This window comes from Pseudomonas sp. BRM28 (assembly GCF_002939405.1).
GTDB lineage: Bacteria > Pseudomonadota > Gammaproteobacteria > Pseudomonadales > Pseudomonadaceae > Aquipseudomonas > Aquipseudomonas palmensis.
In genome coordinates this window covers 1727041-1748217 of the sequence record NZ_PEFV01000001.1, presented here as the reverse complement: position 1 = coordinate 1748217, position 21177 = coordinate 1727041, and the positions used below count along the sequence as shown (strand labels likewise).

The window sequence follows — 21177 nt, the reverse complement described above, 5'->3', positions numbered from 1 at the left end:
ATCTGCAAATCAGAAGTTGGCGTCGGCGTCAGCGTCGACCAGATCATCTTCAGGTTCTGCAGCAGCCGTTTTACCAGCAGCCGCCGCAGCTGCAGCTTCAACACCACCGGTCAGCAGCTTGTCGCGGATCTGCTTCTCGAGGGTCGCGGCGATTTCCGGGTTCTCTGCCAGGAACTTGGCGGAGTTGGCTTTACCCTGACCGATCTTGCTGCCCTGGTAGCTGTACCAGGCACCGGCTTTTTCGAGGAAACCGTGCAGCACGCCCAGGTCGATGATCTCGCCGTTGCGGTAGATGCCCTTGCCATACAGAATCTGGAACTCGGCCTGGCGGAACGGCGGCGCCACCTTGTTCTTGACGATTTTGACGCGGGTTTCGCTGCCGACCACTTCGTCGCCTTCCTTCACCGCGCCGGTACGGCGGATGTCCAGACGTACCGAAGCGTAGAACTTCAGCGCGTTACCACCGGTGGTGGTTTCCGGGCTGCCGAACATCACGCCGATTTTCATGCGGATCTGGTTGATGAAGATCACCAGGCAGTTGGCGTTCTTGATGTTGCCGGTGATCTTGCGCAGTGCCTGGGACATCAGGCGAGCCTGCAGGCCCACGTGCATGTCGCCCATTTCGCCTTCGATCTCGGCCTTGGGTACCAGGGCTGCCACGGAGTCGACGATGATCACGTCGACAGCGTTGGAGCGCACCAGCATGTCGGTGATTTCCAGGGCCTGCTCACCGGTGTCCGGCTGCGAGACCAGCAGGTCGTCGACATTGACGCCCAGCTTGCCGGCGTACTCGGGGTCGAGGGCGTGTTCGGCGTCGACGAATGCGCAGGTGGCGCCGGCTTTTTGTGCCTGGGCGATCACCGACAGGGTCAGCGTGGTCTTACCCGACGACTCAGGACCGTAGATTTCGACGATACGGCCCTTTGGCAGGCCGCCGATGCCCAGAGCAATGTCCAGACCCAGCGAGCCGGTCGAGATTGCCGGAATCGCCTGGCGATCGTGATCGCCCATGCGCATGACCGCGCCTTTACCGAATTGACGTTCGATCTGACCCAGGGCCGCAGCCAAGGCACGCTTCTTGTTGTCGTCCATTGAAGTCCTCACGTAATCATCGATAGGGCCTGACGGCCACAACACCTGTATAAGTAGCCAGTATTATTCCACAGGGTTTTCTTTCCGCCTACCCCCGATTTGCGATTTACTCTGCGCCAAGCTGTAACAAGCCCTCTAGGGCGGCGATTACCGTTTGTCGGCGCACCGCATCGCGGTCGCCATCGAAGTGCCGGCGCTCGCTGGCCACATGCGCACCGTCGCCCCAGGCCAGCCATACAGTGCCCACCGGTTTGGCCGGCGAGCCGCCATCGGGCCCTGCCACACCGCTGACCGCCACGGCAAAGCGTGCCCCGCTGGCAGCCTGGGCGCCGCGCACCATGGCCTCGACCACTTCCTGGCTGACCGCACCGACCTGCGGGAACAGTGCCTGGTCTACCCCCAGCTGGCGAGTCTTCTGGGCGTTGGAGTAGGTCACGTAGCCCGCTTCGAACCAGGCCGAACTGCCAGGAATACGTGTGATGGCCTCGGCGATACCACCGCCGGTGCAGGACTCGGCCGTGGTGACTTGGGCATTGTAACGGCGCAGGTGTTCCCCCAGCCGGGCAGAAAGTGCGGTGATCGGGTCCATGGCAGGCTCCTTGAAGGTCTGGCGCCTACCCTACACCAGCTATCGGCGTGGCTGAACACTCAAGGTGTGAGCGCGCGTATGTAACCCTGGCAGGCGCGCAGGGCGATCAGTCCGGCGTCACCGGCATCGGTGATGGCGATAATTCGTCGAGCATGCGCCGGGTCAAGTCGGGCGCGTGGGGCGCCATGATCCAGGCTGCCGGCGCCGGGGGCGGCAGGCAGGTCGGGGGTGGCGTCGCGGTCGAGAAGGACCGACAACCGCAGATCAGCAGTAGCCAGCCGATCACGCAAGCGTGCCTGAGCCTGTTGTGCATCGAGAAGCTCCTGATAATGGGTGTTGTCGTTCAAATCCAGCTGGCGCTCCAGCACATGACGTTGCTGGCGTTCGCCCTGCAGCTCGGCGGCAGCACGCTCGGCCAGTTGCTGGCGTTCGAATGCCCAGGCCTGTTGTTGCTGCGCCAGCTGGCGGCCCAGGCGCCAGCCCTGGACCTGCCAGGTCAATACGCAGGCCAACAGCGCCAGGCTCAGCAGCACGCCAGCGTGCAAGCGGTTCAACACAGCACCTCGCGGGCGCGGGCCCAGAGTTTGAGGCGATCCTCCAGGCCATTGAGGCCACCGTTGATATGCCGCGTAATGCGGTTGAACTCACCGCGGTCGGCCAGCGCGTTAAGCCCGCGCGAGTGCCAGAACCAGGCAGCCGACTCGGCGGCCCAACGCGGTTGCTCGAGCAACTGCGGCAACTCCAGCAGACGCTCGTCGCCAAACAGCGCCATGCTGCAGGCGCGGTAGTTGTTGCGCCCTGTAACCTGGATCAGCCCCCTGCCGCAGTACCGCTGACCGTCGCCGTCCGCCTCCGGCGTGTTGCCCAGGCGCAGGGCCAGGGCGCCGGTGTCGTAACGGGACAGGTAGCGATCGCTGCCCAGCTCCTTCACGTAACGCAGGTGGCCCGACTCGTGGCCGATCTGCGCGAGGAAGGCGGCAATGCGTCGGGGGTTGTCGATTTCCCAACGGGCCATGGCGGTGTTCAGGGCGGGTGCAAAAATGCCGGCATTGGCGCCGGCACCGGGAAGAATCTGCATCAAGTTCTGCTGAGTGATGACCATCATCATTCTCCAAAATGCATAGGGGTTCAGGCCTGTCCGGCCTTGAGCGAACGACCGGCATTACCCTGCCCGCCCTTGGCCCTGGCCTTGCCTTGCTTGCCGCCATTGCACTCGACCGTGGTGCTCCACCCGGACGCGCTGAACACCTGCTCGATCGACTCGATCAGGTACTCGCCATCGAGGCCAGGCTTGAAGCCCTGGGCGTCGAGGATGCGTTCGACGAACAGGTCGGTGCGGCCCGGCATTTCCAGGCGCAGGCTGGCGGTGCTGCGGTTGAGCGCCGCCAGGCGGGCCTTGGCGGCCTGCTCGGCAGCGCTACGGTTGGGGTACAGGTGGCGGTCGGTGTGCACAGGCGACAGGCCGTCGGGCGCGTCGTCGTTGGGCAGGTCGACCACGCTCTGCTGGCCGGTCTTGCTGTCCAGATGACGGGTTTGCACGGCCTTGTGGGTGCCTTTGTCGGTCATGCGAAACTGCCAGCTGCGCACATCGCCACGGCTGATTCTGACGTTGCCAAGGGCCTTGCCGCTGGCGCTCTTGCCGGCCTGGCGCGGCATCACCAGCAGCGCGCCGTTCGCTACCTTGGCGGTGCAGTCGAACAGGCGCCCCAGACGGGTGATGAAGTTGAAGTCCGACTCGTTGAACTGGTCGATGCGCGGTATGCGCAGCGTCACCGGGCACGCTGGCTGCCAGCCATTGCGCGCGGCGATGTCGCGCACGATCTGCTGGAGGGTGACGTTCTCCCAGCTGCCGCTGCGGGTGGTCTTGCCGCTGCCGCGCATGTCGCTGGCCTTGCCTCGGATCACGATGCTGTCGGGCGGCCCGGACAGCTCCACCTCATCCACGGCGTAGCGCCCCAGGCGGGTCAATGCCTGGCCGGCGTAGCCCAGATGCACCTCGATGAAGGCACCGCGTGCCGGCAATGCCACCTCGCCGTCGCGATCGTCGATACGCAGTTCGAACTCGTCCGAGTCCATGCCCGGCTTGTCGGTGGTACGCAGCGACAGCAGGCGATCATTGATCAGCGCGGTGATGTCCTTGCCATCGGCCACGATGCGAAACACAGGTTGCATGGTTGCTGCTCCAGAAGGGCCTGCCCGCGCACGCAGCGCTGGCAGGCAGGGGGGGCGCGCCAGCTCAGTCCCACAACTGCACCAGGGCCTGGCGGGCGGGCGTCAACGCGGGCAGCCTGATGAGCACCCCGGCACAAAACGGCTGCGCCTGGTCGGCCAGGCCCTGGTTGGCATCGAGTACCGCTTCGACGCTGCCGTTGAGGTGCCCGTAGTAGTGCTGGCAGAGGCTGTCGAGCAGATCGCCGTCAGAGGTTCTGCAGATCGTCGCCATAGCTCACGAACTCCAATGAAAAGCCTTGTTTGCGAGGAATGCCGCCAGCCACCAGGCTGCTCTGGTCCTCCTCGATGCTGGTCAGGCACCAGTTGCCCAGTACCTCGCCGTAGCCGGTGGTCAGGCTCAGTGGCTGCAATTGCCGACCGATGCTGCGCAGCGCCTGCAACTGGCCGAGCCCGCTTTTGGCACCGGGAAAGATCGTGCCCTTGAGGGTGATGCGCTCTTCGCCCAGCCCCACCGCCTGCTGCGCCGGGTGGCGGCTCAGGCGCTCCTGGCCCGCCCAGCGAAAGCCGCTCTGGCGACGCAGTTCATCGAAGGTCGCGGTGTCGAGGTTGAAGTAGTAAGGCTGCGCCTGCGCCTGCAACGACTGCAGAATGAGCAGGTGCGGGAACGGCTTGACCACCTCGGCTGCCGGCGTGACCGACGGCGCGAAACTGCCGGTGGGCAGCAACGTGCCCAGCGACGGGCTGATGCGACCCGCCACCTTGTTGATGGCTGCGGCAGCCTTGGCCGCCTTCTGCTCGAATATGACGATGCGCTCCTGCACCAGCGCGACCTTGGCCACGGCGCGGCTGTAACGGCCCAGCACCTTGTCGACGCCCTGCTGCGCCCGGTTGATGGCGCGCATCGTGCGTTGCAGCCTGGCGCCGATCAGCGGCCCGACGTAGGGGATGTCCTCGAGCGCGGCAGCGGCTTCGGCGATATCGCTGATGGCGCCGGTCATGGGCTCCAGCATCTCGTCGGCACTGCGCCGGCCCGCCTCCCCCGCTGCGATCAGCGCCCGCAGGGCCGAGTGCAACTGGTCCATGTAGGTCATGGCAGCTCCTTATACAAATGTGGGGTCGGCCAGTTGCCGCATCGAAGCCTGACGGGTCAGTTCGAGGAACTGACGTCGAATGATCGGCTCGATGTTCATCGCCAACTGGGCCGGGTCGGTGACACTGCCCTGCACGGTGATGGGCATGTTCGGGGCGAAGGTGATCTGTTGGGCAATCGGCTGCGGCGCAGGGCTGATCGAAGGTGGCGCAGGCGGCAACGACAGAATTGTCATCGGCTCGCCAGCGCCGGGATTCATCGAACGAGCGACATCGCCCAGCGACTTGGAGAAGTGAGTGGGTTCGCCAGCAGGAGGCTTGGCAGCATCGTCGTCTGCAAACCACTTCTTGGCTAACGAGGAGCCCCACTCGCTGAACACAATACCCCCGATCAGCGAACCGATCGCAGGACCGATGACAGGAACGAAAGCGCCCAGCGCAGCCCCGGCCAGTGCGCCACCAAAACCGCCCACTGCCCCACCATATCCCTCAGCCTTCTGCTCGGTGGTTTCTGCAGTGAGGAAGGTCTTGCCGAACTTGTAGATGGCCTCGACGGCTGCGGGCGCTCGAGCGGCCTTGATCGCCGGAACAGCCTTGCCGAGGTAACCTTTGATGCTTTCCCAGCGCCCAACCGGAGCAGATGAAGGTCGGCGCCTGGAGGGGCTGTTCTTTCTTCCCCCTCTACCCCTTCTCGAAGTTATCGCGCCGCAGCAAAAGTCCTGGGCATTGACGACAAACACGCGTTGCGGCGCCCTTGCGCCTTTGGGAGCGTCGCCACCCAGCACGCCAGCCTTCCGTGGCCCTGCCCTGAAATCACTGGCAACAGCGATGATACCTATGGGCTGCGGCCCCTTTGCCGGGGGCCCGGTATCATCGCTCCCCGCCATCCTACTGCTGAGCGGGTCGGATACTCGACCCGCCGCAGGTGTCCCATCGGTTGGCAGAGATGCAGGCGCTGCAGTCTCCAGTGAAGCAGCCGCAGCTGCCCCTGCGGGTGCCTGCGGTGCCGCTTGCGATCTGATGTTTACGGATACCCTGGCGGGCTTCGATTGCGAAAGCCGGCGCGCAACATCGGCGACCTGGAAACTGATCACCTGCAAGTGCCCGTCGATGCTCTTCAACAATGTCAGCCTGTGCCGGGAGCCCTGTGTTTCAGCAGCCTGTACGGCGCCCCCGGTCTTTGCTTGAGTTCTCGCGCCTGGTGGGTCACCAGGAGCGCTGTCGAGCATCCCGTTGCCCAGCGTCTCGAGCCCGAGCGGGTACAGGTCGCCCTTGCCTTCGCTGCTCAATTGCCTGAGTTGCCGGATCCGCGCCTCAAGCAGCTTGAATGATGCGCCGATCGTCGAACTGACCGAGGCGCCGATAACCAGTTTCAACGCTAACGCGTTTGCCATACGGTCCCCCTGTGCGTGCAAAACCGGCTCACTCCGTGAGCCACCAGACCATGTCGTTGAACGACATGGTCATGATCTCGGTGGCAGAAAAATTCAGCTCACGGGCAAGCCGCCTGGCGGCCACCTTCTGAAGGGAGAGGTCAAAGCTCGTCGTCTTGCACCAGGCGAAAATAGCCCGCCTGCAGGCGGCCATAGTCCTTGAGCGCGAGGCCCTCCAGGTCCTTGATGCCCACCTCGGCGAGGGAGGCGAACAGGTTCAGCTCACGCTGCTCGTCGTCGCCGCTGCCGGCCGACTGAGCCGCACGAATGTCGCGTACCGTAGGCGAGCGCAACGACAGGCTGTCGACCTTGATGCCATTGGCTTCGCTCGGCCGGGTCAGCGCCACCACCACGCCGTCGGCGCTCAGCTTCATCCAGCTGGGGATCTTTGCTTGGGTCATGAGAAGTCCTTACAGGCCCAGGGCCGAACGTTGTGCCGCGAGCTGGTCGACGCCGTCGATCACGCGCTTCATGCCGATGGGGTCGATCTCGTAGATCAGGCGTCCGCCGACTTCCAGCTTGTAGTAGGTGACGGCGACGGTGTGCTTGACCTCGGCCTTGTCACCGGCCTTCCAATCGCCCATGTCGACTTCCTTGAGCGCGCCGCGCAGGGTCACGATCACCGGGGTGACAGCGCCCTTGAGGCCCTTGAAGGCACCGCGGAAGGTGCCGTTGAACGCAGAACCATCGGCCAGGCCGAAGAACTTCAGCGACTCACGGCGCACGCCGGTAGTGGTGAAGCCGGCTTCCTGCTTCTCCATGCCCATGTCCATCTCGATGGGCATGTCCATGCCGCCCACCCGGTGCTCTTCCATTTTCAGGGTGAGCTTGGGCAGGGTCAGGCTGGTGACATCGCCCTGGAAGCTGGTGCCATCGACGAACAGGTTCAGGTTCGCCAGGGTTTCGGGAATCATTGCCATTGCTAGTGCTCCTTAAGCTGCGTTATCGAGAACTTCGGTCAGCCACTGGTTGGTGACCTCGACGCGGAAGTTGGGGTTTTCGGCCGGTGGTACGTCGGTGAAGCGGATGTTCCAGTACACCTTGCCCTGCTCCAGCTGGCTGGCACTGTTGAGTTCCGGGTCGGCGAACACTTCGAAGTTGATGATCGCGCCCTGGGCCTTGAGGTCGCGCATGAACGCCTGCAGGCCTTCGGTCACGTCCTTGACGTAGGTGGCGGTGATCGAGCGGTCGACTGCCCATTTGTGCCCGTAGAGAATCGCGTCCATCACGATGTCCATGGTGCGCACGCGGGTAACGAAGGCCCACTTCGGGTCGCTGCTCAGGGTGCGGTTGCCCCACAGGCGATAGCCGTCATCGCGGATGATGGTGGTGATGTTGGCGTTGTTGAGCAGGTTGGCGCGGCAGGTCTCGTCGCCATCGAGGAACTCGATGGGGCGGGTGGTGCCGGTGATGCCGACGAACTCCTTGTTCGAGGGCGAGGCCCAGAAGCCGTACTCGTTGTCGGTCCAGGCGAACAGGCCGGCGACCCAGGCCGAGGCCGCTGCATCGACGGTGGCGCTGGTGGTGGTGTCCCAGTACTGCACGCCCGGGTCGACCAGGAAGGCGCGCTTGGCGCCGAAGTTTTCGGCGTAGGCCAGGGCGGCCTCGTCGGTGGTGGCCGGGCCGTCGATGATGGCCAGGCCGCGCAGCTTGTCGGCCAGGGCCACCAGGGCGGTGGCGACGGCTTGTGTTGCGCTGTGCTTTGGAGTGACCAGCAGGCGCGGCTGGGCGTTGAAACGGCTCTTGCCGTCGAGCAGCGCTTGCAGGCCGGTACGCTTGCCGTCGGCCAGCACGCTGCCGATGATGGCCGAGGTCTGCTCGGCGGCGTCGGCCACCTTGGCCACGCCGCAGGCGACGATGACCGCCTTGGCGCGCTGGTAGATGGCCTGGCAGGCACGGGTGATGGCCGCGTCGGCGCCGAAGGCGGCGATGGCTTCACGCTCGCTGGTGATCAGCACCAGGTCGTTGAACTTGGCGCTGGCGGTCGGGCCTTCGGTGAAGGTGTCCACCAGGCCGATGATCGAGGACGACGGCAACGCGATGGTGCGTGCGCCGGTGTCGACGTTGGTGACGGTGACGCCGTGAAAGAAACCACTCATGGGTAAACTCCGGGTATGAAAAAGGCCCTGCAATGCAGGGCCTTGTAAGGTTGGATCGGCAACTATCGGGGCGAACCGCCCGTTGCAGGTACAGGTGCGGTGGCCAAAATCAGGCGAGGAAGTCCCAGGTCAGCGAGATCGCGGCGACAGAGTTGTTCGAGACGGTCCACAGCCCGTAGCCAGCAGGGATAAGCAGTGGGTAGGGTTGGGTGTACTGCCAGTTGTTGCTACTGGCTACTCCGCCCATGATAGCGTGCACCGTCATGTCACCCAGACGAGCAGGTGCCTTGGGACCGCTGTACAGGTTGATGATGCCGCCGCCGGTGCAAATGGTGGCGGTGCGCAGATAGACGCCTTCCTTGTTTTCTTCCGGGCTGAAGACTTGAGTCACCGTGGTCGGGTGAGCGTTGAAGAAATGCTTGCCTACTTTTACTGGTTCCATGATTTTTCACCTATCGAGTCGAATGCTGGGTAGCGGAACATTCCGCGTTCATGTCGCTCACAGGCGATGGTTCGAGGCTCGTGGCCTTCATATGATTCAACGTTCCGCAGCGGGAACATTTGATCTGGAGTTCTGTGAACTCGCCCATACGGGCAAGCAGTCGTTTGCACCTGCCGCATCTGCATTCTTTCAACATCTGCGATGCCTTGTGATTATCTGCTGGAGGGTCTTGAAGAATGAAAAAGCCCCGACAGTGCGGGGCTTATCAAATCTGCTCGGCGAGCCAGGAAAGCTCTGGCGGGCGATGCTCGGACTTGGGGAAATCCGTTGATTGAGGCCAGTCGCGCAAGCTTTGGCGATACACCAACAGTTCGGCGAACTGTACAGAAGTTAGAGTGGTATTCAGCTTCAGCTCGCGCTCGTCGCGATGACGGGTTACCAGCCACTCTGTCTCGTTCACACTGCGATCACGCCATGATCGTTCGATCGCGGACAGATCTATAGCTGCAGCCACTGGGGCTTCGAGAATATCGCCCTTGAGCTGCCAACCCTGTGTCACCCGAGCGTCACATGCCATCCAAGTCATGGAAGGATGGAAACGCCCGGTCGGGTCAAGATCCGTTACCTCCAGTACTACACCGTCTTCAATTCTTGCCCACATGGTCACCACCTGATCGAAACTTCGCCTGCGGCACCGTTGCCGCCATTGCCGTTCTCGTTGCCACCACCACCGCCACTGCCGGGAAGAACGCCATTCCCCCCTGCGCCCCCGACTATGCCGTAGCCTGAACCAACACCCCCGCCACCTGCTCCGCTGCCGCCTCCGTAAATTGAGCCACCGTTACCCGAGTTGTCGTGACGAGTCTGGTTATGACCATTGCCCATTGAGGCATTGATATCCCCGCCGACCCCGGCGCCTCCCCGTCCACCCAACCAGATGCTAGAGCCGCGGCCTGGGTCGGCACTGAGCAAGGTCCCAAAGGAAGATCCCGAGCCATTATCGCCATCCCCATTAGAGGTCGTACGCCCGGCGCCACCTCTGCCAACGGTTACGGAAACCGATGACAGCCCGGTCAGGTCAACCAAAGCCTCAGCGATTCCACCGCCACCGCCACCGCCACCGCCGTGGGTAAATCGTCCACCGCCACCACCTCCGCCCACTACACGGACCCAGGCCTTCGTGACCCCTTTCGGAACAGTCCAAGTAAAGGTGCCTGCAGTGCTGAACACCTTGATACCGCGATAGGGAAGCTGCTCATTGGTACTCAGCACCTGCCACGACGTCCAGTTTCCGGGGCCAGTCATTACCCGCTTCGCACTGATAGGTGCATCTGCAACTGAGAGCGCAGTCAGCGTCTGGACAAGGTAGTTGGTGGAGTCGTATCCCTCTACTATCAAGCTATAACGTGCAGCAGTGGGCCAGCCAGGCGGTACGTTGGTTAGCGCAGAAAGAGCAGTCAAATAGTTTCCTGGCACCTGATAGCTGTTCAGGTTCGGATCAACGCCAATTACCGCCTTGCCTACACCGAATGAGCCTATCGTCAGCATCGCTCCTGGTGTCACGTCGAGCGGGCTAGATTGCTTCGGCGTATTCACGCTGTTCCACAATTGTGACCATTCTCCCCAGACACCAGTGGCCAGGCGAGTGCGCAGAAATGCCATCGGCGTTCCCGCAGTCAACGTATCCCACAACTGGGTGGACATGTTGGAGCTACCACGCTCCAAGTGAAACAAAGTCCCGTTGGGTACAGTTCCGCTACCAAAACCGGGAGGATAGGGTGGCTTGGCTCCCAAACTAGTGTTGGCGATCAGATAAACACCGGTCTCACGAATATCGTCGATACTGCCTTCAAAACTGGCAGCTTTGGAGCCCAGACCAAAGTTCGCCATGATCGCCCGCACTGACGCGGCGTTGGCCAGCTTTGTACTCGTGTCAGTACCCGCCAACGTGGGTGCTGTCGGGGCGCCAGTCAATGCCGGACTTGCGAGGGGCGCCTTCAACGCCAGCGCAGCATTGACCTGAGTAGTCGTAAGCACATCAATCAGACCATAACCTGCCACAGTGGTAGGGTTGGTAGCGGCCACAATTCGGCCATACTTGTCGACAGAGACACTACGATAAGTACCAGCTACCACCCCGGTAGGCCCGAACGCCATGTCGAAGGCCAACGCCGTAACGCCTAAGGTTATGGGCGCATCCGTCACCAACTGCCACCCACTGTCACCATTGACCGTACCCCGCTCCACCAGCACCAGCAGGCCGGGTGTGACCTTGGCGCTGCTGTCCGCATCCGGGCAACGTGTCCACGCTCCACTGGCAACCAGATACAGGCCGTTGTCCTTGGCAGCGGCCTGGTTCTTCACCAGCACGCGCGCGCCCGACTGTAGCGCAACACCATCCATCGTCTGCAACCCGCTCAAGGTGATCGCGGCGGTGGTCGCAGCCAGCACCGAGTGCTTGAAGTCGCGCTTGGCCAGTTCCTCGGTCACGAACTCGCGGGTCGCCAGCACTACACCCGGATCGATCTTGAGTTGCACATTGCTGGCGCTGCTGACCACCAGGTTCATGCGCACCACCTGGGTACGACCCGAGCCCTGGTTGAGCAGCGGCTTGTAGGTAGGCGCACAGTTGGCCACCGCCACCAGGTCGCCGTCGGCGTCGTACAGCCCCACCTCGCGAATCCAGCGACCGCCGATCTCGGCCGGAATCACCTGCTCGGCGACGATGACCGCACTGTCCTTTTCGTCGACCTTGAGCTGGTTCAGCGGCGCCCGCCGCCACTCGTTGAGCAGGCTGGTCCAGCTCGCGTCGGGCATTGGCAGCGGCGGGTTGTCCAGCCCTGCCGGACTGGCGTCACCGACGGCCATGTGTGTGATTTTCCAAGGAATGCCCAGGGCATCCGCATTGGCCTGTTTCGCGGCCCCCACCTTGGTCAGGATCGCGTAGAACTGGGAGTTCTGATCAACCATTAGTAAATGTCCAGATAGTCAATGGTGTGTTCTCGCCCACCACGCCCGATGGCCCCCATGACCGTGAGGTCGGCCGGCGCAGGCGGGTAGATGTCAAGTTCGTCGCCGTCTTGCAGCGCGGCGCCGAGGTAAAGCGACCCAGCGGTTTCCAGGCTGATGACCAGGCCACTCAGGTGTCGGCTGACGGGCCTGGCGTCGTCGATCAGCCAGGTCAGTTCCTGGTACGTCTGTTCGCTGATCCCCGCCTCGGACACGCCGATCTTCAGCGCGAACGTGCCGGGCACCGCCGGGGGCGTGGCCTTGAACCACTCGATCACTTCGATCAAATAACCAAACGGCTCCACCACGCGGCGCAATGCGCCGATCGTGCCCTTGTGGGCATGCACGTAGAACGAGGAGCGAATCACCGAGCGCTTGATCGCCTCGGGCCAGGTGTCGTCCCAACGGTCCACCGACCAGGCCCAGGCCAGCTGGTACAACAGGTTCGCCGGGCAGGTATCGGGGTTGTACAGGGTGCGCAGGGTGACCTTGAGGTCTTCGCTGGAGGCCGCCTCGACGGCCCGTTCCAGCGGCGTGCTGTTGAGCGGCAGGAGGCTGTGCATGTCAGCCCCCCCGCGTCAGTTCGAACCCGGTGCACCAGGCCGCCTGCGCCTTGCTCGGGCGGATGTCGGTCCAGTTGCGCAGCTCCACCCGGCTCACACCGGCGATGTGCAGTTGCGCATCGATGGCCGAGCGCGAGACCTCCACGCCCAGGCGTCGTCGGGGGTTGACCCAGGCCTGCAGGCGCCGCTGGCACTCGGCCAGGGTCGCTTCGTTCTCCGGCCCCGTCCCGGCCATGTAGAGCACGGCATCGATGCGATAAGGAATCACCTCGGCACTGCGCACTTCCAGGCGGTCCGCCACCGGGCGTACATCGTCGTCGTTGAGGTAGGCGGCCACTTCGGCCAGCAACTGCGCACTGGCGATGCCGTTCTCCTCCAGGCTCAGCACCGTCACCTCCACCACTGCCGGTGACGGGCTTTCTGCAGAGGCATCGGCCACCTGCCCCGAGGCATTGCGTGCATGCAGGATGTAGCTGTTGCGCGGGCCGGCGGTGGTCAGGCCCTCGTACACCAGTTGCACCCGCTCGCGCAGTGCATCGTCTTCCTCAAGCACTTCGAGGGTCGGTGGCACACTGTTCGCGTCTTCGGCCTGTACCACCAGCCGCTTGAGCTGCACGTTGGCTGCCAGCTGGTCCAGGTCGCTGCCCTGGGCATAGGCCAGCAGCAGCGCCTTGGCGGCATCGTTGACCCGCGCCCGATTGAGCAGCTTGCGGTACGCGCCCACCTCCAGCAGTTTGGTCACCGGGTCGCTTTCCAGCAGCGCGTCCCAGTTCTCGCCCATGTGCGACCGAAAGGCCGCCAGGTCATCCTGGAAGATGTCCTCGAAGTCGAGATCTTCCAGCACCTGCGGCGCGGGCAGCGCCGACAGTTCCACGTTGCTCATGCCGTTATCTCCAGCAGTTGGCTGTCACCCAGGTACTGCCCGCTCAGCTGCAGGCTGATCTGCCCGCCCACTACCGCCACCACGCGCACCCGCTGCAATTTCAGGCGTGGTTCCCAGCGGGTCAGGGCGCGGGCGACCTCGGCCTGCACCGCACTCTTCCAGCCCTCGTTGACTGGCAGGTCGACGAAACGGCGCAGCTTGCTGCCGTAGTCGGGGCGCATGCGCCGGCTGCCCAGCGGGGTGGTGAGGATGTCTTCGATGGACTGGCGCAGGTGCCCGATGCCGGACAGCGTCTGCCCGCCGTGGCGGCTCATGCCGATCATCGCGGTACCTCCCTGGCCTGAATGCATTCACTAGCCATGTTGTCTCCAGGCATAAAAAAGCCCGCGTCGGCGGGCGGGGTTCAGTGCTTGTGATTGGCGGTGTTGCCGCCGGTGTCGATGATCTTGCCGGCCCCCAGAATGTCACCGGTCACGCGCAGGCCACCGTTGATGCTCACCTCACCGGTCAGGGCAATGTTGGCGGCGTTCAGGGTGATTGCGTTGTCGGTGACCAGCAGCGAGCTGCCGGCCACCTTGAGGCTGACGGTGCCACCGGGCAGCTCGATGCTGTAGCTGCGGGCCTGCCAGTCGTAGACCAGCGAGCCACCGTCATCGAAGCGCCATACCTCGACGTGCTCGCGGTTGTCGGGTGGCGCGCCGGCATTGCCGTACAGGCCCGGTACGAAGGTGCCCTGCGCCGGCTCACCGCTGGGGCTGAGCAGTGCGCCCTGCTCGTTCAGGCTCGGCGCACGCCAGTGGCGGGCCTTGCCTGCCGCGTGGCTGTGCCAGCGCACCCAGGCGCTGGTCCAGCCGGCGCCATCGGAGACCCGTACCCGCGCTGCTGCCAGGTCGATGCCGACCACCCGACATGGAATGACCAACGCCGCCAGCATGCGGTCATGCATGGAGCTGGCGTAACTCATGCCATGTCCTCCGGTGCCTGGTAGCTGTCCTTGTGCGCGGGCCCTGTGTCCGGGCTGAAGGCGAACAGCAGCGAACCGGGTGGCTGGTCTGGCCAGGGCCACTGCAGGTCGCCAAGATAAACGGGCTGCTGCCATTGCACCCGCCATTCCAGGGTGCCGGGTACTTCGGCAGGTATGGCCGTCTGCGCCTTCACATTGAGGGTCGCCGCGACGAAATCCACGCCCCAGAACTGCTTGTGCAGCACAAGCGTTGATTTCGCCGCCAATGTGGCGGCTTGCAGGGCTGCGTGTTGCTGCTGTGCATCCACCAGGATGCGTGCCTCGAAACGCGCCAGGATGCACAAGCGTCCATCGCCGGGGTCAACGCTTGCCTCCATAGCGGTGATGGTGTGACACAGTGCCGGTTGCGGAGTGTGCTCGTTGACTGCGCTGAACGCTTCAACCGTCGCGAAATCAGGTACACCCGCCTGGAATGTTGCGGTAATGGCCTGGCTCAATAGCTTGAGTTCGTTCACAAGCCCTCCTTTCGTGTCTTCTTCGACAAGCCGCCCACTGCGGTTGCAGCAGGCGTTGCGTTCACTGCGGCGACTACGGCTCGAACCAGCCGGTCGGCGCAATCCGACCCTCGGAGCGCTTGGCTGCCAGCGTGCCGGCATTCTTGAAGTTGAAGGTCTGCGGGTACAGGAACGCCAGCGATACGCCACCGAACACGAAGCTGCGCGAGCCGCTGTTGTCCTTCAGGTCGTAATTGGTACGTACATCGTGGTTTCCGCTGTCGGGCGAGAAGTACTCGGCGTAGTCACCGGTGGCAGAGGTGCTCATGACGCACCTGGAGTCCATTCGAACGCCGGTAGCCAAGGGTGCGATATACCCGGAGCAGTCCATCAAGGTGCCGACAGGGCCTGGACTTGCACCGGGCGTTTCGGGTCGTAGCAGGTAAATGCCTCTGGACACCACCTCGGTCCCGGTGTCGTAGATGTTGCGCACCTCATGGGTGTCCAGATAGAACGACGCCAGGTAGCAGAAATGTGCGAACCCGGGGGGCGCGGGCAACAAAAATGCGCCGAAGGACAGCGCCCCTATATTGTCGAGCGTAAGGGTGGTTGCAGTGTTAGCGACGACGGTCGCTACCCGGCCGGACCACTGCCCGCCCTCACTGATGACCAGGCACTGCACACCGGCAAGATTGTTGTCGGCCATCCAGTCGTAGCTTTTTTCAGCGATATCGTGGGTACCCTCGCCGGCCTTGTTCAGCGTGATCACGTTGCCGCTGATACTGCCCACGCGCAGGAACGGCATGGTTTTCACCACGGCACTGGCGTCACCTTCATTGGCACAGGCAAAGGCGGCGTACCAGCTCTCTTTGCAGTTGCTGCGTTCGGCACCGAGACCGGCTGGCGCCACGCTGGCGACCTTGTCAGCCATCGCGAAGGTCGGAACCATGCCCCGTGTGTATTGGCCGCGAAAGCGAAAACCGCCCATCGCAACAAAACTCCTGCTCAGCCTGACCGACGTGGCAGAGCCGTAGATCACCGCGTCGCGCGGCCCCTGGGCCAGGGTTAGGCCGACGTAGCCGGCATTCTCGTACAAGCGGGTGTTATCAGACATAGGTTTCTCCGGACATGAAAAAGCCGCTGCAAGCGGCTTTCGATAATGTTTGCGACGATCATTGCTCCTGGTCGCGCTCACGCAGGTCGCGATGCAGTGGCGCATCCGATGCCAGGGGCGGCACGCCCTGTGCCACACCCAGCCGCTTCGCAGCCCAGCGCTCGTAAAGCCCGATGGCCACGTCGGCGCCCGCCATGGCGGTCAGGCAACCAAAGGCTGCGGCGCTCCAGATCGACAGCCCGCTGGCATACAGCAGCATCACGGTCGATACGCCGCAGACCATGCAGGCCCCGGAGCGCAGCAGCAGTCGCCTGAACAGGCCCCAGCCGCGGGCGCCCTCCTTGTCTGCGCGCCACATCTCACCAGACAGACCGCCCAGCAATGCCAGGACGATCACCAGCCAGATCGGCATTTCCAGCAACGTCTGTTGCTCGTTTGTCATGCTCGTGCTCCCTTGTTGAACAGCCGATCACTCGGCATTCCAAAAAGCCCGGTCGCCCAGGCTTTTCAGTAATGCGTTGTCGGACCGCCGGCCACTGCTGGTGCGCCGTGCGATCCCGCCTCAAATTGTTCCTCCGACCGCGGCCGCCTGCCCGCCGGATAACTGCTTACGGTGCTTTACGCTGCACACCCGGGTCAGTTGCCAACCCTCTGAACAGTTCAGGCCTGTTCATCGCTGCCTTTGCCACTGCCGGTGTCTGACCGGCTTGAGACAAAGGTTATGCATAAATGCATATGCAGTCAATGCATTTTTGGAAATATCTATGCATCTGATTTTGCAATAACGCATGAAAGCCTTGCCCTGCTTGCGCTGCAGTGCTGTCTTGAGGGGTAGATTTTTTGCAGGAACCGGCCTTGCCGGTGAAGGATTCGGTGGGATTGCCGCAAATATTTGGTGCGATCATTCGCCGGCAAGGCCGTCCCCTGCAGGCATTTGCAGGCACAAAAAAACCCGCCGAGGCGGGTTTGATGTAGCGACAGAACCTAGCGGGCGTACATGCCCCACCAGAACACATGCCCGAGGATGCTGATCTGCTCCTCCTGCATCTGCTGGAAGGTGTAGTCCTCGTCCGGGTGCTCGTCGCGGTTGAAGCTGCGCAGGCGGATACCCGTGGGCAGGCGATACAGCTGTTTCACGCGCAACTGGCCATTGTGGTTGATGGCATACAGGTCGCCGTCGACAATGTCGCCGATGCCGCTCTTGCCCGCATTCACCCCCACCGTGGCGCCATCACGCAGCACCGGCAGCATGCTGTTGCCGCGCACCGTCACGCACTTGGCCTGGTCGAACTGCACGCCGTTGTGACGCAGGCTGCGCTTGCCGAAGCGCAGGCTGGCCTTCTCGCTTTCCTCGATGACGAATCGTCCTGATCCTGCTGCCAACTCGACCTCACGAAGAAACGGAATGGACACCTCGTCGTCCTCGACGGGGGTGTCGTCATCCCACAGGCTGATGTCCTGCAGCTGCACGTCGGCGCGCGGCGCGTTCGCCGGGCGGGTATCGCCCAGGTCGGCACGGCCGCGCAACTGATCGGTGCTCACGCCGAAGTACTCGGCGATCTTCGACACATGCTTGTCGGAAGGATCGACGATCTTCTCGCTGAGAATCCGCGACAGGGTGGATTGGGGCACGCCGGTGCGACGGTGAAGCTCCGTGGGGGAGATCCCGTGGCGGTCGAGCAATGCTCTCAAGACGGTAGCTACGTTGCGTTTTTGCATAACGTGCATAGTACTCATCTCGTGCGCAAATGCAAATTCAAATATGCATTAACACAATGCCAGGGGCAAAAGGTCGCTGCGCAGCGTTAGGCCCGGCAACGGGGAAAAAATCCCTGTACCATTGCCCGCTGCCTTTGGTCTAAACGACACTGCGAGCCAAGTTTCTGTAATGAGCGATCTTTCCGCACACACCCCGATTGTGCTCGGGTATATGGGGAAAGTACGCCGTGAGCCCACCAGAGCATGGCTTAGCCCTGCATATGCGAACGCGCAATGATGCATAGCTGTGCATAGAATGGCATAGATTGGCGCCTGTATTGCCCCATTTCTGCCCCATTCAACTGCATGCGCGACCATACCCTAGGCTGCCTTAAACGCCCGATAATGGCCGAACAAACGATTCTTCAAAGCTGGAAATCTCAGCAGATTTACTCGTACACCTATTTCGTACCGACCCGACAATGATTCAAGTGTTTATTGAATTATCAGCTGTTGCCTAAAGCGATGGCTAATCGCTACCCTCTGGATAACTCACCCGTAGGATGCGCCATGAAATTCGTACCCCCATCTATTGAAGATACCGCGTTCAACTGTCCGCATTGCGGTGCGCTCACCAGCCAGACATGGTTCGAGCTTGCAGGACGACGGCGCAACGTGAAGTATCCACTAAGCCCGATGCTTAGGGCCGGGGACGCGATACCAGACTTTGCCAATATTGAAGACGCCGCCGAAAGAAAGCAGCTTATTGAATGGGCTGAAATGTTATCACGAGGTATCCCGTTTTTTGAAAGAAAAGCTGACACGTCCGCGTGGACGGTCCTAAACAACGTAAACCTCTCCACATGCTTTAACTGTAAAAAGCACTGCGTGTGGATTCACGATAAAATCGCCTACCCGGCCACAGGCGATGCACCACCTGCCAACCCCGACATGTCGGATGATGTTCGTCGCGACTATGACGAGGCCAATGCTATCTTGGACATTTCGCCGCGCGGTGCCGCTGCACTAATCAGGCTGGGTATTCAGAAGCTGTGCAAGGAATTGGGCCAATCAGGTAAAAATATTAATGATGACATCGGTAATCTGGTGGCCCTTGGGTTAGACACGAGAATTCAACAAGCTCTGGATACTGTAAGGGTGATAGGGAATCAGGCCGTACACCCTGGACAAATGGACCTAAAGGATGATCGCAACATAGCAGTGAGCCTTTTCAAACTTCTTAACTTAATAATTGACAGGCTGATTTCTGAGCCAAAGCATATCGAAGAAGTGTACAACACCCTACCGTCAGGCCAGCTCACTGCGATAGAGCGACGGGACCGAGGGAAAGAAAAATAGCACGCCGATTGCGCAGAAATAAAAAAAGGCGCCCCGCCCCCTCGATACGAGGGCTGAACGCCTTTTGGGGATTTGAGAAAAATAAAGAGATAGGGAGTGCTTGACATGGGTGGGCGTAGGTTTGGTGATACTGAATCCTAGTACCCAAACCTGTACCTACCAGTGCTAATTTATTCGTAACCACCTACTCCAGGGAGCCGTATGGAGCGTTATAAATTACTGTACGAACTCTCGAGAAAAGCGTTAGACGAGGAGCTGGACAGGTACAAGAAACTGGATGAAAAAGCCGGGCGCTTTCTCAACATACTTAGCATATCAATAGTTGGATATACGGCCTTAATCAACGCCTCCTCGCAAAGAATTTTTCCATTGGAAGCGGGAAAGATCTCGAGTTGGATTTTTACAGGACTAGCCCTACTAACCTTCTTAGCGCTTTTCTCCTCGTGGATACGTTTATTCAATGCTATAAAATTATCTAAAAGCCCAAGAATCTCAATCGACCAAGAAGTAAACTCACTCATAGAAACAGAAGAACTTATAACAGTTTATTATTCGCTCTCACTTTCCTGCCAAGAAGCATTGTCTGCTGCTAGAGACATACTTAAGACCAAAACAACAATATTGGAAAGCGCATATTCAGAAATCCGTTTTTCGGCATACCTTCTGTGTGCTTCTTTGGCAGTATACTTCTTGATTCTTTTCACTACCCCCGGAGGGCCTATGACTGACACACCGAAAACACCGCCAGTAAAACCAGCAGAGCAGGCAAAACCAAACCCTGCGGCTACCAGACCTAAGGTGGTAATGGTCCTTGATCACGTCATCCCTGTGCAACGAAAAAAATAACAGTCCCCTGTCTAGTCCTGAAATAGGTTTACACCTGTTCAGGTAGGCCGATAGGCCTCAAAACGCCCGATGCACCGCATCGGGCGTTTTGTTTTTCAGGGCCATATGGGGCCGTTCTGTGTTGTAGATCTGCACTGCCTCATCAACCATCTGCCTCGCTTGCTCCAGATCTTCAGGTCTGCTTAACAGCAGCTCCATCTTGAGGATTCCGTTGATTCGCTCAGCCAGCGCGTTCTGGTAGCAGTCATACCCATCAGTCATGGAGCACTGAACGCCGTGCCGTTGGTGCAGTGACTGGTATAGCGCCGAGCAATATTGGATGCCTCGATCCGAATGGTGGACTAATGGCTGGCGACGACGTCGCTTTCGTAAGGCCTGCTTGAAGGCTTGCGCTACTGACTCGGCATGCAGGCTTTCATGGACGTGGTGACCAACAATTTTCCTGGAGTACGCGTCCGTTACCAGGCTCAGGTACAGCGGGCCGTTACGTGCGGGCAGATAAGTAATGTCGGCAACCCAGACGTGCTCCGGCCTTGTCGGAACGACTTGGCTTGGACCGGGCTTGATTAAGTTGGGATGGCGGTAGAAGCGATGAAAGCTCTGTGTTGTCTTGTGGTATGCCCGCTTGGGCAGTACCAGCAAACGGCGCTCTCCCAAGACCTGAAACAGCCTATCTCGGCCGACCTGGAATCGTTTGTCAGGTTGGCAATGCAGCAAATAGTGCAGCTTACGGGTACCCAGACGGGGCTGGCGCAGCCGGACTTGCTGAACAAACTGAACCACCCGATCTGCCTGGCGCTCTTTGCCATCAGCAGCTCGGTTGCGCTTGTAGTAAGCCTGTCGACTGATGCCTAGAAACTGACAAGCCCTGGCAATGCTCAGTCCTGCGACTTGACCTTGCGAGAGGACTTGCCGGATCGCTTTTTTACGACCGAGACACCATAGTCATTTTTCAGAACATCAACGACCGTTTCAAAGAACTGGGCCTTCTGGCTCATCAGCTCAAGCTGCTGCTCAAGCTCTTTGATTCGCTGCTCTGGAGTGAGCATTTTGGGGTCAGACATCGCGCAGCTCCTCTCGTCGCGGATCGAGGCCCCCTGGCTCCAATCCTGCCGACCGTGCTTACGCAACCATACCAGAACCGTCGACCGTCCCTGGATGCCATACCGCACCTGGGCCTGCTTGTAGGTCAGTTCGCCTTTTTCAATCTGATCAACCACCGCCAATTTAAAAGACAGTGAGTAATCACGCTGTGTGCGCTTTACACCTTGCTCCATCTGACTCTCCGGAAATTCGGGATGGGAGGTGTAAACCTTATTCAGGACGGGACA

General features: G+C 61.1%; 26 protein-coding genes. 2 read left to right on the top strand and 24 right to left on the bottom strand.

The window, feature by feature from the left end:
- Positions 1-9 precede the first annotated feature (9 nt).
- From recA to CR917_RS08205, 23 genes are all read right to left on the bottom strand, one after another.
- Complete coding sequence (recA, locus tag CR917_RS08315) at positions 10-1092, bottom strand: recombinase RecA (RefSeq protein WP_043864269.1); 1083 nt, start codon at positions 1090-1092, stop codon at positions 10-12.
- Between the two features lie 106 nt (positions 1093-1198).
- The gene (locus tag CR917_RS08310; RefSeq protein ID WP_054914980.1) at positions 1199-1681 is read right to left on the bottom strand and encodes a CinA family protein; all 483 of its coding nucleotides are present in this window, start codon (positions 1679-1681) and stop codon (positions 1199-1201) included.
- 59 nt (positions 1682-1740) lie between these two features.
- The gene (locus CR917_RS08305) at positions 1741-2235 is read right to left on the bottom strand and encodes a lysis system i-spanin subunit Rz (protein ID WP_104572116.1); all 495 of its coding nucleotides are present in this window, start codon (positions 2233-2235) and stop codon (positions 1741-1743) included.
- A complete protein-coding gene (locus tag CR917_RS08300) occupies positions 2232-2783 on the bottom strand; it encodes a glycoside hydrolase family 19 protein (protein ID WP_104572115.1) in 552 nt (183 codons plus the stop codon). Before CR917_RS08300 ends, CR917_RS08305 begins: the two co-directional genes overlap by 4 nt.
- Positions 2784-2809: 26 nt before the next feature.
- Complete coding sequence (locus tag CR917_RS08295) at positions 2810-3853, bottom strand: phage late control D family protein (RefSeq protein WP_104572114.1); 1044 nt, start codon at positions 3851-3853, stop codon at positions 2810-2812.
- 64 nt (positions 3854-3917) lie between these two features.
- Positions 3918-4124 carry a tail protein X gene (locus CR917_RS08290; RefSeq protein ID WP_043864274.1) on the bottom strand — a complete coding sequence of 69 codons (207 nt, stop codon included), beginning with the start codon at positions 4122-4124 and terminating at the stop codon, positions 3918-3920.
- Positions 4099-4944: a phage tail protein gene (locus tag CR917_RS08285; RefSeq protein WP_054914985.1), complete on the bottom strand. Its 846-nt coding sequence runs from the start codon at positions 4942-4944 to the stop codon at positions 4099-4101. Before CR917_RS08285 ends, CR917_RS08290 begins: the two co-directional genes overlap by 26 nt.
- Before the next feature lie 9 nt (positions 4945-4953).
- Positions 4954-6336 carry a hypothetical protein gene (locus CR917_RS08280; RefSeq protein WP_104572113.1) on the bottom strand — a complete coding sequence of 461 codons (1383 nt, stop codon included), beginning with the start codon at positions 6334-6336 and terminating at the stop codon, positions 4954-4956.
- 140 nt (positions 6337-6476) lie between these two features.
- Positions 6477-6776: a phage tail assembly protein gene (locus CR917_RS08275; RefSeq protein ID WP_043864277.1), complete on the bottom strand. Its 300-nt coding sequence runs from the start codon at positions 6774-6776 to the stop codon at positions 6477-6479.
- Positions 6777-6785: 9 nt separating this feature from the next.
- Positions 6786-7295: a phage major tail tube protein gene (locus tag CR917_RS08270; protein ID WP_043864278.1), complete on the bottom strand. Its 510-nt coding sequence runs from the start codon at positions 7293-7295 to the stop codon at positions 6786-6788.
- Positions 7296-7307: 12 nt separating this feature from the next.
- Positions 7308-8474: a phage tail sheath family protein gene (locus CR917_RS08265; RefSeq protein WP_043864279.1), complete on the bottom strand. Its 1167-nt coding sequence runs from the start codon at positions 8472-8474 to the stop codon at positions 7308-7310.
- 109 nt (positions 8475-8583) lie between these two features.
- Positions 8584-8916 carry a hypothetical protein gene (locus tag CR917_RS08260; protein ID WP_088514470.1) on the bottom strand — a complete coding sequence of 111 codons (333 nt, stop codon included), beginning with the start codon at positions 8914-8916 and terminating at the stop codon, positions 8584-8586.
- A 10-nt stretch (positions 8917-8926) separates the two neighbouring features.
- Complete coding sequence (locus tag CR917_RS08255; protein ID WP_104572112.1) at positions 8927-9112, bottom strand: Com family DNA-binding transcriptional regulator; 186 nt, start codon at positions 9110-9112, stop codon at positions 8927-8929.
- Between the two features lie 69 nt (positions 9113-9181).
- Complete coding sequence (locus tag CR917_RS08250; protein ID WP_236176926.1) at positions 9182-9577, bottom strand: phage tail assembly chaperone; 396 nt, start codon at positions 9575-9577, stop codon at positions 9182-9184.
- A gap of 2 nt (positions 9578-9579) precedes the next feature.
- Positions 9580-11886 carry a phage tail protein gene (locus CR917_RS27995; RefSeq protein ID WP_371920429.1) on the bottom strand — a complete coding sequence of 769 codons (2307 nt, stop codon included), beginning with the start codon at positions 11884-11886 and terminating at the stop codon, positions 9580-9582.
- The gene (locus CR917_RS08240) at positions 11886-12488 is read right to left on the bottom strand and encodes a phage tail protein I (protein WP_054914988.1); all 603 of its coding nucleotides are present in this window, start codon (positions 12486-12488) and stop codon (positions 11886-11888) included. The genes CR917_RS27995 and CR917_RS08240 overlap by 1 nt, the downstream gene beginning before the upstream one ends.
- A 1-nt stretch (position 12489) precedes the next feature.
- On the bottom strand, positions 12490-13371 hold the full coding sequence (locus CR917_RS08235; RefSeq protein WP_104572111.1) for a baseplate J/gp47 family protein: 882 nt from the start codon (positions 13369-13371) through the stop codon (positions 12490-12492).
- Complete coding sequence (locus tag CR917_RS08230; protein ID WP_043864285.1) at positions 13368-13694, bottom strand: GPW/gp25 family protein; 327 nt, start codon at positions 13692-13694, stop codon at positions 13368-13370. The genes CR917_RS08235 and CR917_RS08230 overlap by 4 nt, the downstream gene beginning before the upstream one ends.
- Positions 13695-13774: 80 nt before the next feature.
- On the bottom strand, positions 13775-14335 hold the full coding sequence (locus CR917_RS08225) for a phage baseplate assembly protein V (RefSeq protein WP_043864286.1): 561 nt from the start codon (positions 14333-14335) through the stop codon (positions 13775-13777).
- Positions 14332-14850: a hypothetical protein gene (locus CR917_RS08220; RefSeq protein WP_100633084.1), complete on the bottom strand. Its 519-nt coding sequence runs from the start codon at positions 14848-14850 to the stop codon at positions 14332-14334. Before CR917_RS08220 ends, CR917_RS08225 begins: the two co-directional genes overlap by 4 nt.
- Before the next feature lie 73 nt (positions 14851-14923).
- Positions 14924-15943 carry a hypothetical protein gene (locus CR917_RS08215; protein WP_146094991.1) on the bottom strand — a complete coding sequence of 340 codons (1020 nt, stop codon included), beginning with the start codon at positions 15941-15943 and terminating at the stop codon, positions 14924-14926.
- Between the two features lie 58 nt (positions 15944-16001).
- The gene (locus CR917_RS08210) at positions 16002-16385 is read right to left on the bottom strand and encodes a phage holin family protein (protein WP_058541493.1); all 384 of its coding nucleotides are present in this window, start codon (positions 16383-16385) and stop codon (positions 16002-16004) included.
- A gap of 542 nt (positions 16386-16927) precedes the next feature.
- The gene (locus CR917_RS08205; protein WP_078480062.1) at positions 16928-17662 is read right to left on the bottom strand and encodes an XRE family transcriptional regulator; all 735 of its coding nucleotides are present in this window, start codon (positions 17660-17662) and stop codon (positions 16928-16930) included.
- A gap of 549 nt (positions 17663-18211) precedes the next feature.
- On the opposite strand from CR917_RS08205, the gene CR917_RS27620 reads away from it, so the two are divergent.
- Together CR917_RS27620 and CR917_RS27025 are read left to right on the top strand one after the other, a co-directional pair.
- On the top strand, positions 18212-19000 hold the full coding sequence (locus tag CR917_RS27620) for a DUF4145 domain-containing protein (protein WP_256589636.1): 789 nt from the start codon (positions 18212-18214) through the stop codon (positions 18998-19000).
- 201 nt (positions 19001-19201) lie between these two features.
- A complete protein-coding gene (locus CR917_RS27025; protein WP_146094990.1) occupies positions 19202-19846 on the top strand; it encodes a hypothetical protein in 645 nt (214 codons plus the stop codon).
- 57 nt (positions 19847-19903) lie between these two features.
- Here CR917_RS27025 and CR917_RS08195 read toward each other — a convergent pair.
- Positions 19904-21123, bottom strand: a protein-coding gene (locus CR917_RS08195) for an IS3 family transposase (RefSeq protein ID WP_104571780.1) whose coding sequence is annotated in 2 segments (ribosomal slippage) — positions 19904-20775 and positions 20775-21123 — 1221 coding nt in all. Because the reading frame shifts where the segments join, the coding sequence is not laid out codon by codon here.
- Positions 21124-21177 lie beyond the last annotated feature (54 nt).

Excerpts from the sequence above, each read along its gene's own strand:
- CR917_RS08270 (WP_043864278.1), bottom strand. The coding sequence starts at position 7,295 with ATGGCAATGATTCCCGAAACCCTGGCGAACCTGAACCTGTTCGTCGAT.
- CR917_RS27620 (WP_256589636.1), top strand. The coding sequence starts at position 18,212 with ATGAAATTCGTACCCCCATCTATTGAAGATACCGCGTTCAACTGTCCG.
- CR917_RS27995 (WP_371920429.1), bottom strand. The coding sequence starts at position 11,886 with ATGGTTGATCAGAACTCCCAGTTCTACGCGATCCTGACCAAGGTGGGG.
- CR917_RS08300 (WP_104572115.1), bottom strand. The coding sequence starts at position 2,783 with ATGGTCATCACTCAGCAGAACTTGATGCAGATTCTTCCCGGTGCCGGC.
- CR917_RS08210 (WP_058541493.1), bottom strand. The coding sequence starts at position 16,385 with ATGACAAACGAGCAACAGACGTTGCTGGAAATGCCGATCTGGCTGGTG.
- CR917_RS08230 (WP_043864285.1), bottom strand. The coding sequence starts at position 13,694 with ATGATCGGCATGAGCCGCCACGGCGGGCAGACGCTGTCCGGCATCGGG.
- CR917_RS08295 (WP_104572114.1), bottom strand. The coding sequence starts at position 3,853 with ATGCAACCTGTGTTTCGCATCGTGGCCGATGGCAAGGACATCACCGCG.
- CR917_RS08285 (WP_054914985.1), bottom strand. The coding sequence starts at position 4,944 with ATGACCTACATGGACCAGTTGCACTCGGCCCTGCGGGCGCTGATCGCA.
- CR917_RS27025 (WP_146094990.1), top strand. The coding sequence starts at position 19,202 with ATGGAGCGTTATAAATTACTGTACGAACTCTCGAGAAAAGCGTTAGAC.
- CR917_RS08265 (WP_043864279.1), bottom strand. The coding sequence starts at position 8,474 with ATGAGTGGTTTCTTTCACGGCGTCACCGTCACCAACGTCGACACCGGC.
- CR917_RS08225 (WP_043864286.1), bottom strand. The coding sequence starts at position 14,335 with ATGAGTTACGCCAGCTCCATGCATGACCGCATGCTGGCGGCGTTGGTC.
- CR917_RS08205 (WP_078480062.1), bottom strand. The coding sequence starts at position 17,662 with ATGCAAAAACGCAACGTAGCTACCGTCTTGAGAGCATTGCTCGACCGC.
- CR917_RS08235 (WP_104572111.1), bottom strand. The coding sequence starts at position 13,371 with ATGAGCAACGTGGAACTGTCGGCGCTGCCCGCGCCGCAGGTGCTGGAA.
- CR917_RS08260 (WP_088514470.1), bottom strand. The coding sequence starts at position 8,916 with ATGGAACCAGTAAAAGTAGGCAAGCATTTCTTCAACGCTCACCCGACC.
- CR917_RS08255 (WP_104572112.1), bottom strand. The coding sequence starts at position 9,112 with ATGTTGAAAGAATGCAGATGCGGCAGGTGCAAACGACTGCTTGCCCGT.
- CR917_RS08310 (WP_054914980.1), bottom strand. The coding sequence starts at position 1,681 with ATGGACCCGATCACCGCACTTTCTGCCCGGCTGGGGGAACACCTGCGC.
- CR917_RS08215 (WP_146094991.1), bottom strand. The coding sequence starts at position 15,943 with ATGTCTGATAACACCCGCTTGTACGAGAATGCCGGCTACGTCGGCCTA.
- CR917_RS08280 (WP_104572113.1), bottom strand. The coding sequence starts at position 6,336 with ATGGCAAACGCGTTAGCGTTGAAACTGGTTATCGGCGCCTCGGTCAGT.
- CR917_RS08275 (WP_043864277.1), bottom strand. The coding sequence starts at position 6,776 with ATGACCCAAGCAAAGATCCCCAGCTGGATGAAGCTGAGCGCCGACGGC.
- CR917_RS08240 (WP_054914988.1), bottom strand. The coding sequence starts at position 12,488 with ATGCACAGCCTCCTGCCGCTCAACAGCACGCCGCTGGAACGGGCCGTC.
- CR917_RS08250 (WP_236176926.1), bottom strand. The coding sequence starts at position 9,577 with ATGTGGGCAAGAATTGAAGACGGTGTAGTACTGGAGGTAACGGATCTT.
- recA (WP_043864269.1), bottom strand. The coding sequence starts at position 1,092 with ATGGACGACAACAAGAAGCGTGCCTTGGCTGCGGCCCTGGGTCAGATC.
- CR917_RS08290 (WP_043864274.1), bottom strand. The coding sequence starts at position 4,124 with ATGGCGACGATCTGCAGAACCTCTGACGGCGATCTGCTCGACAGCCTC.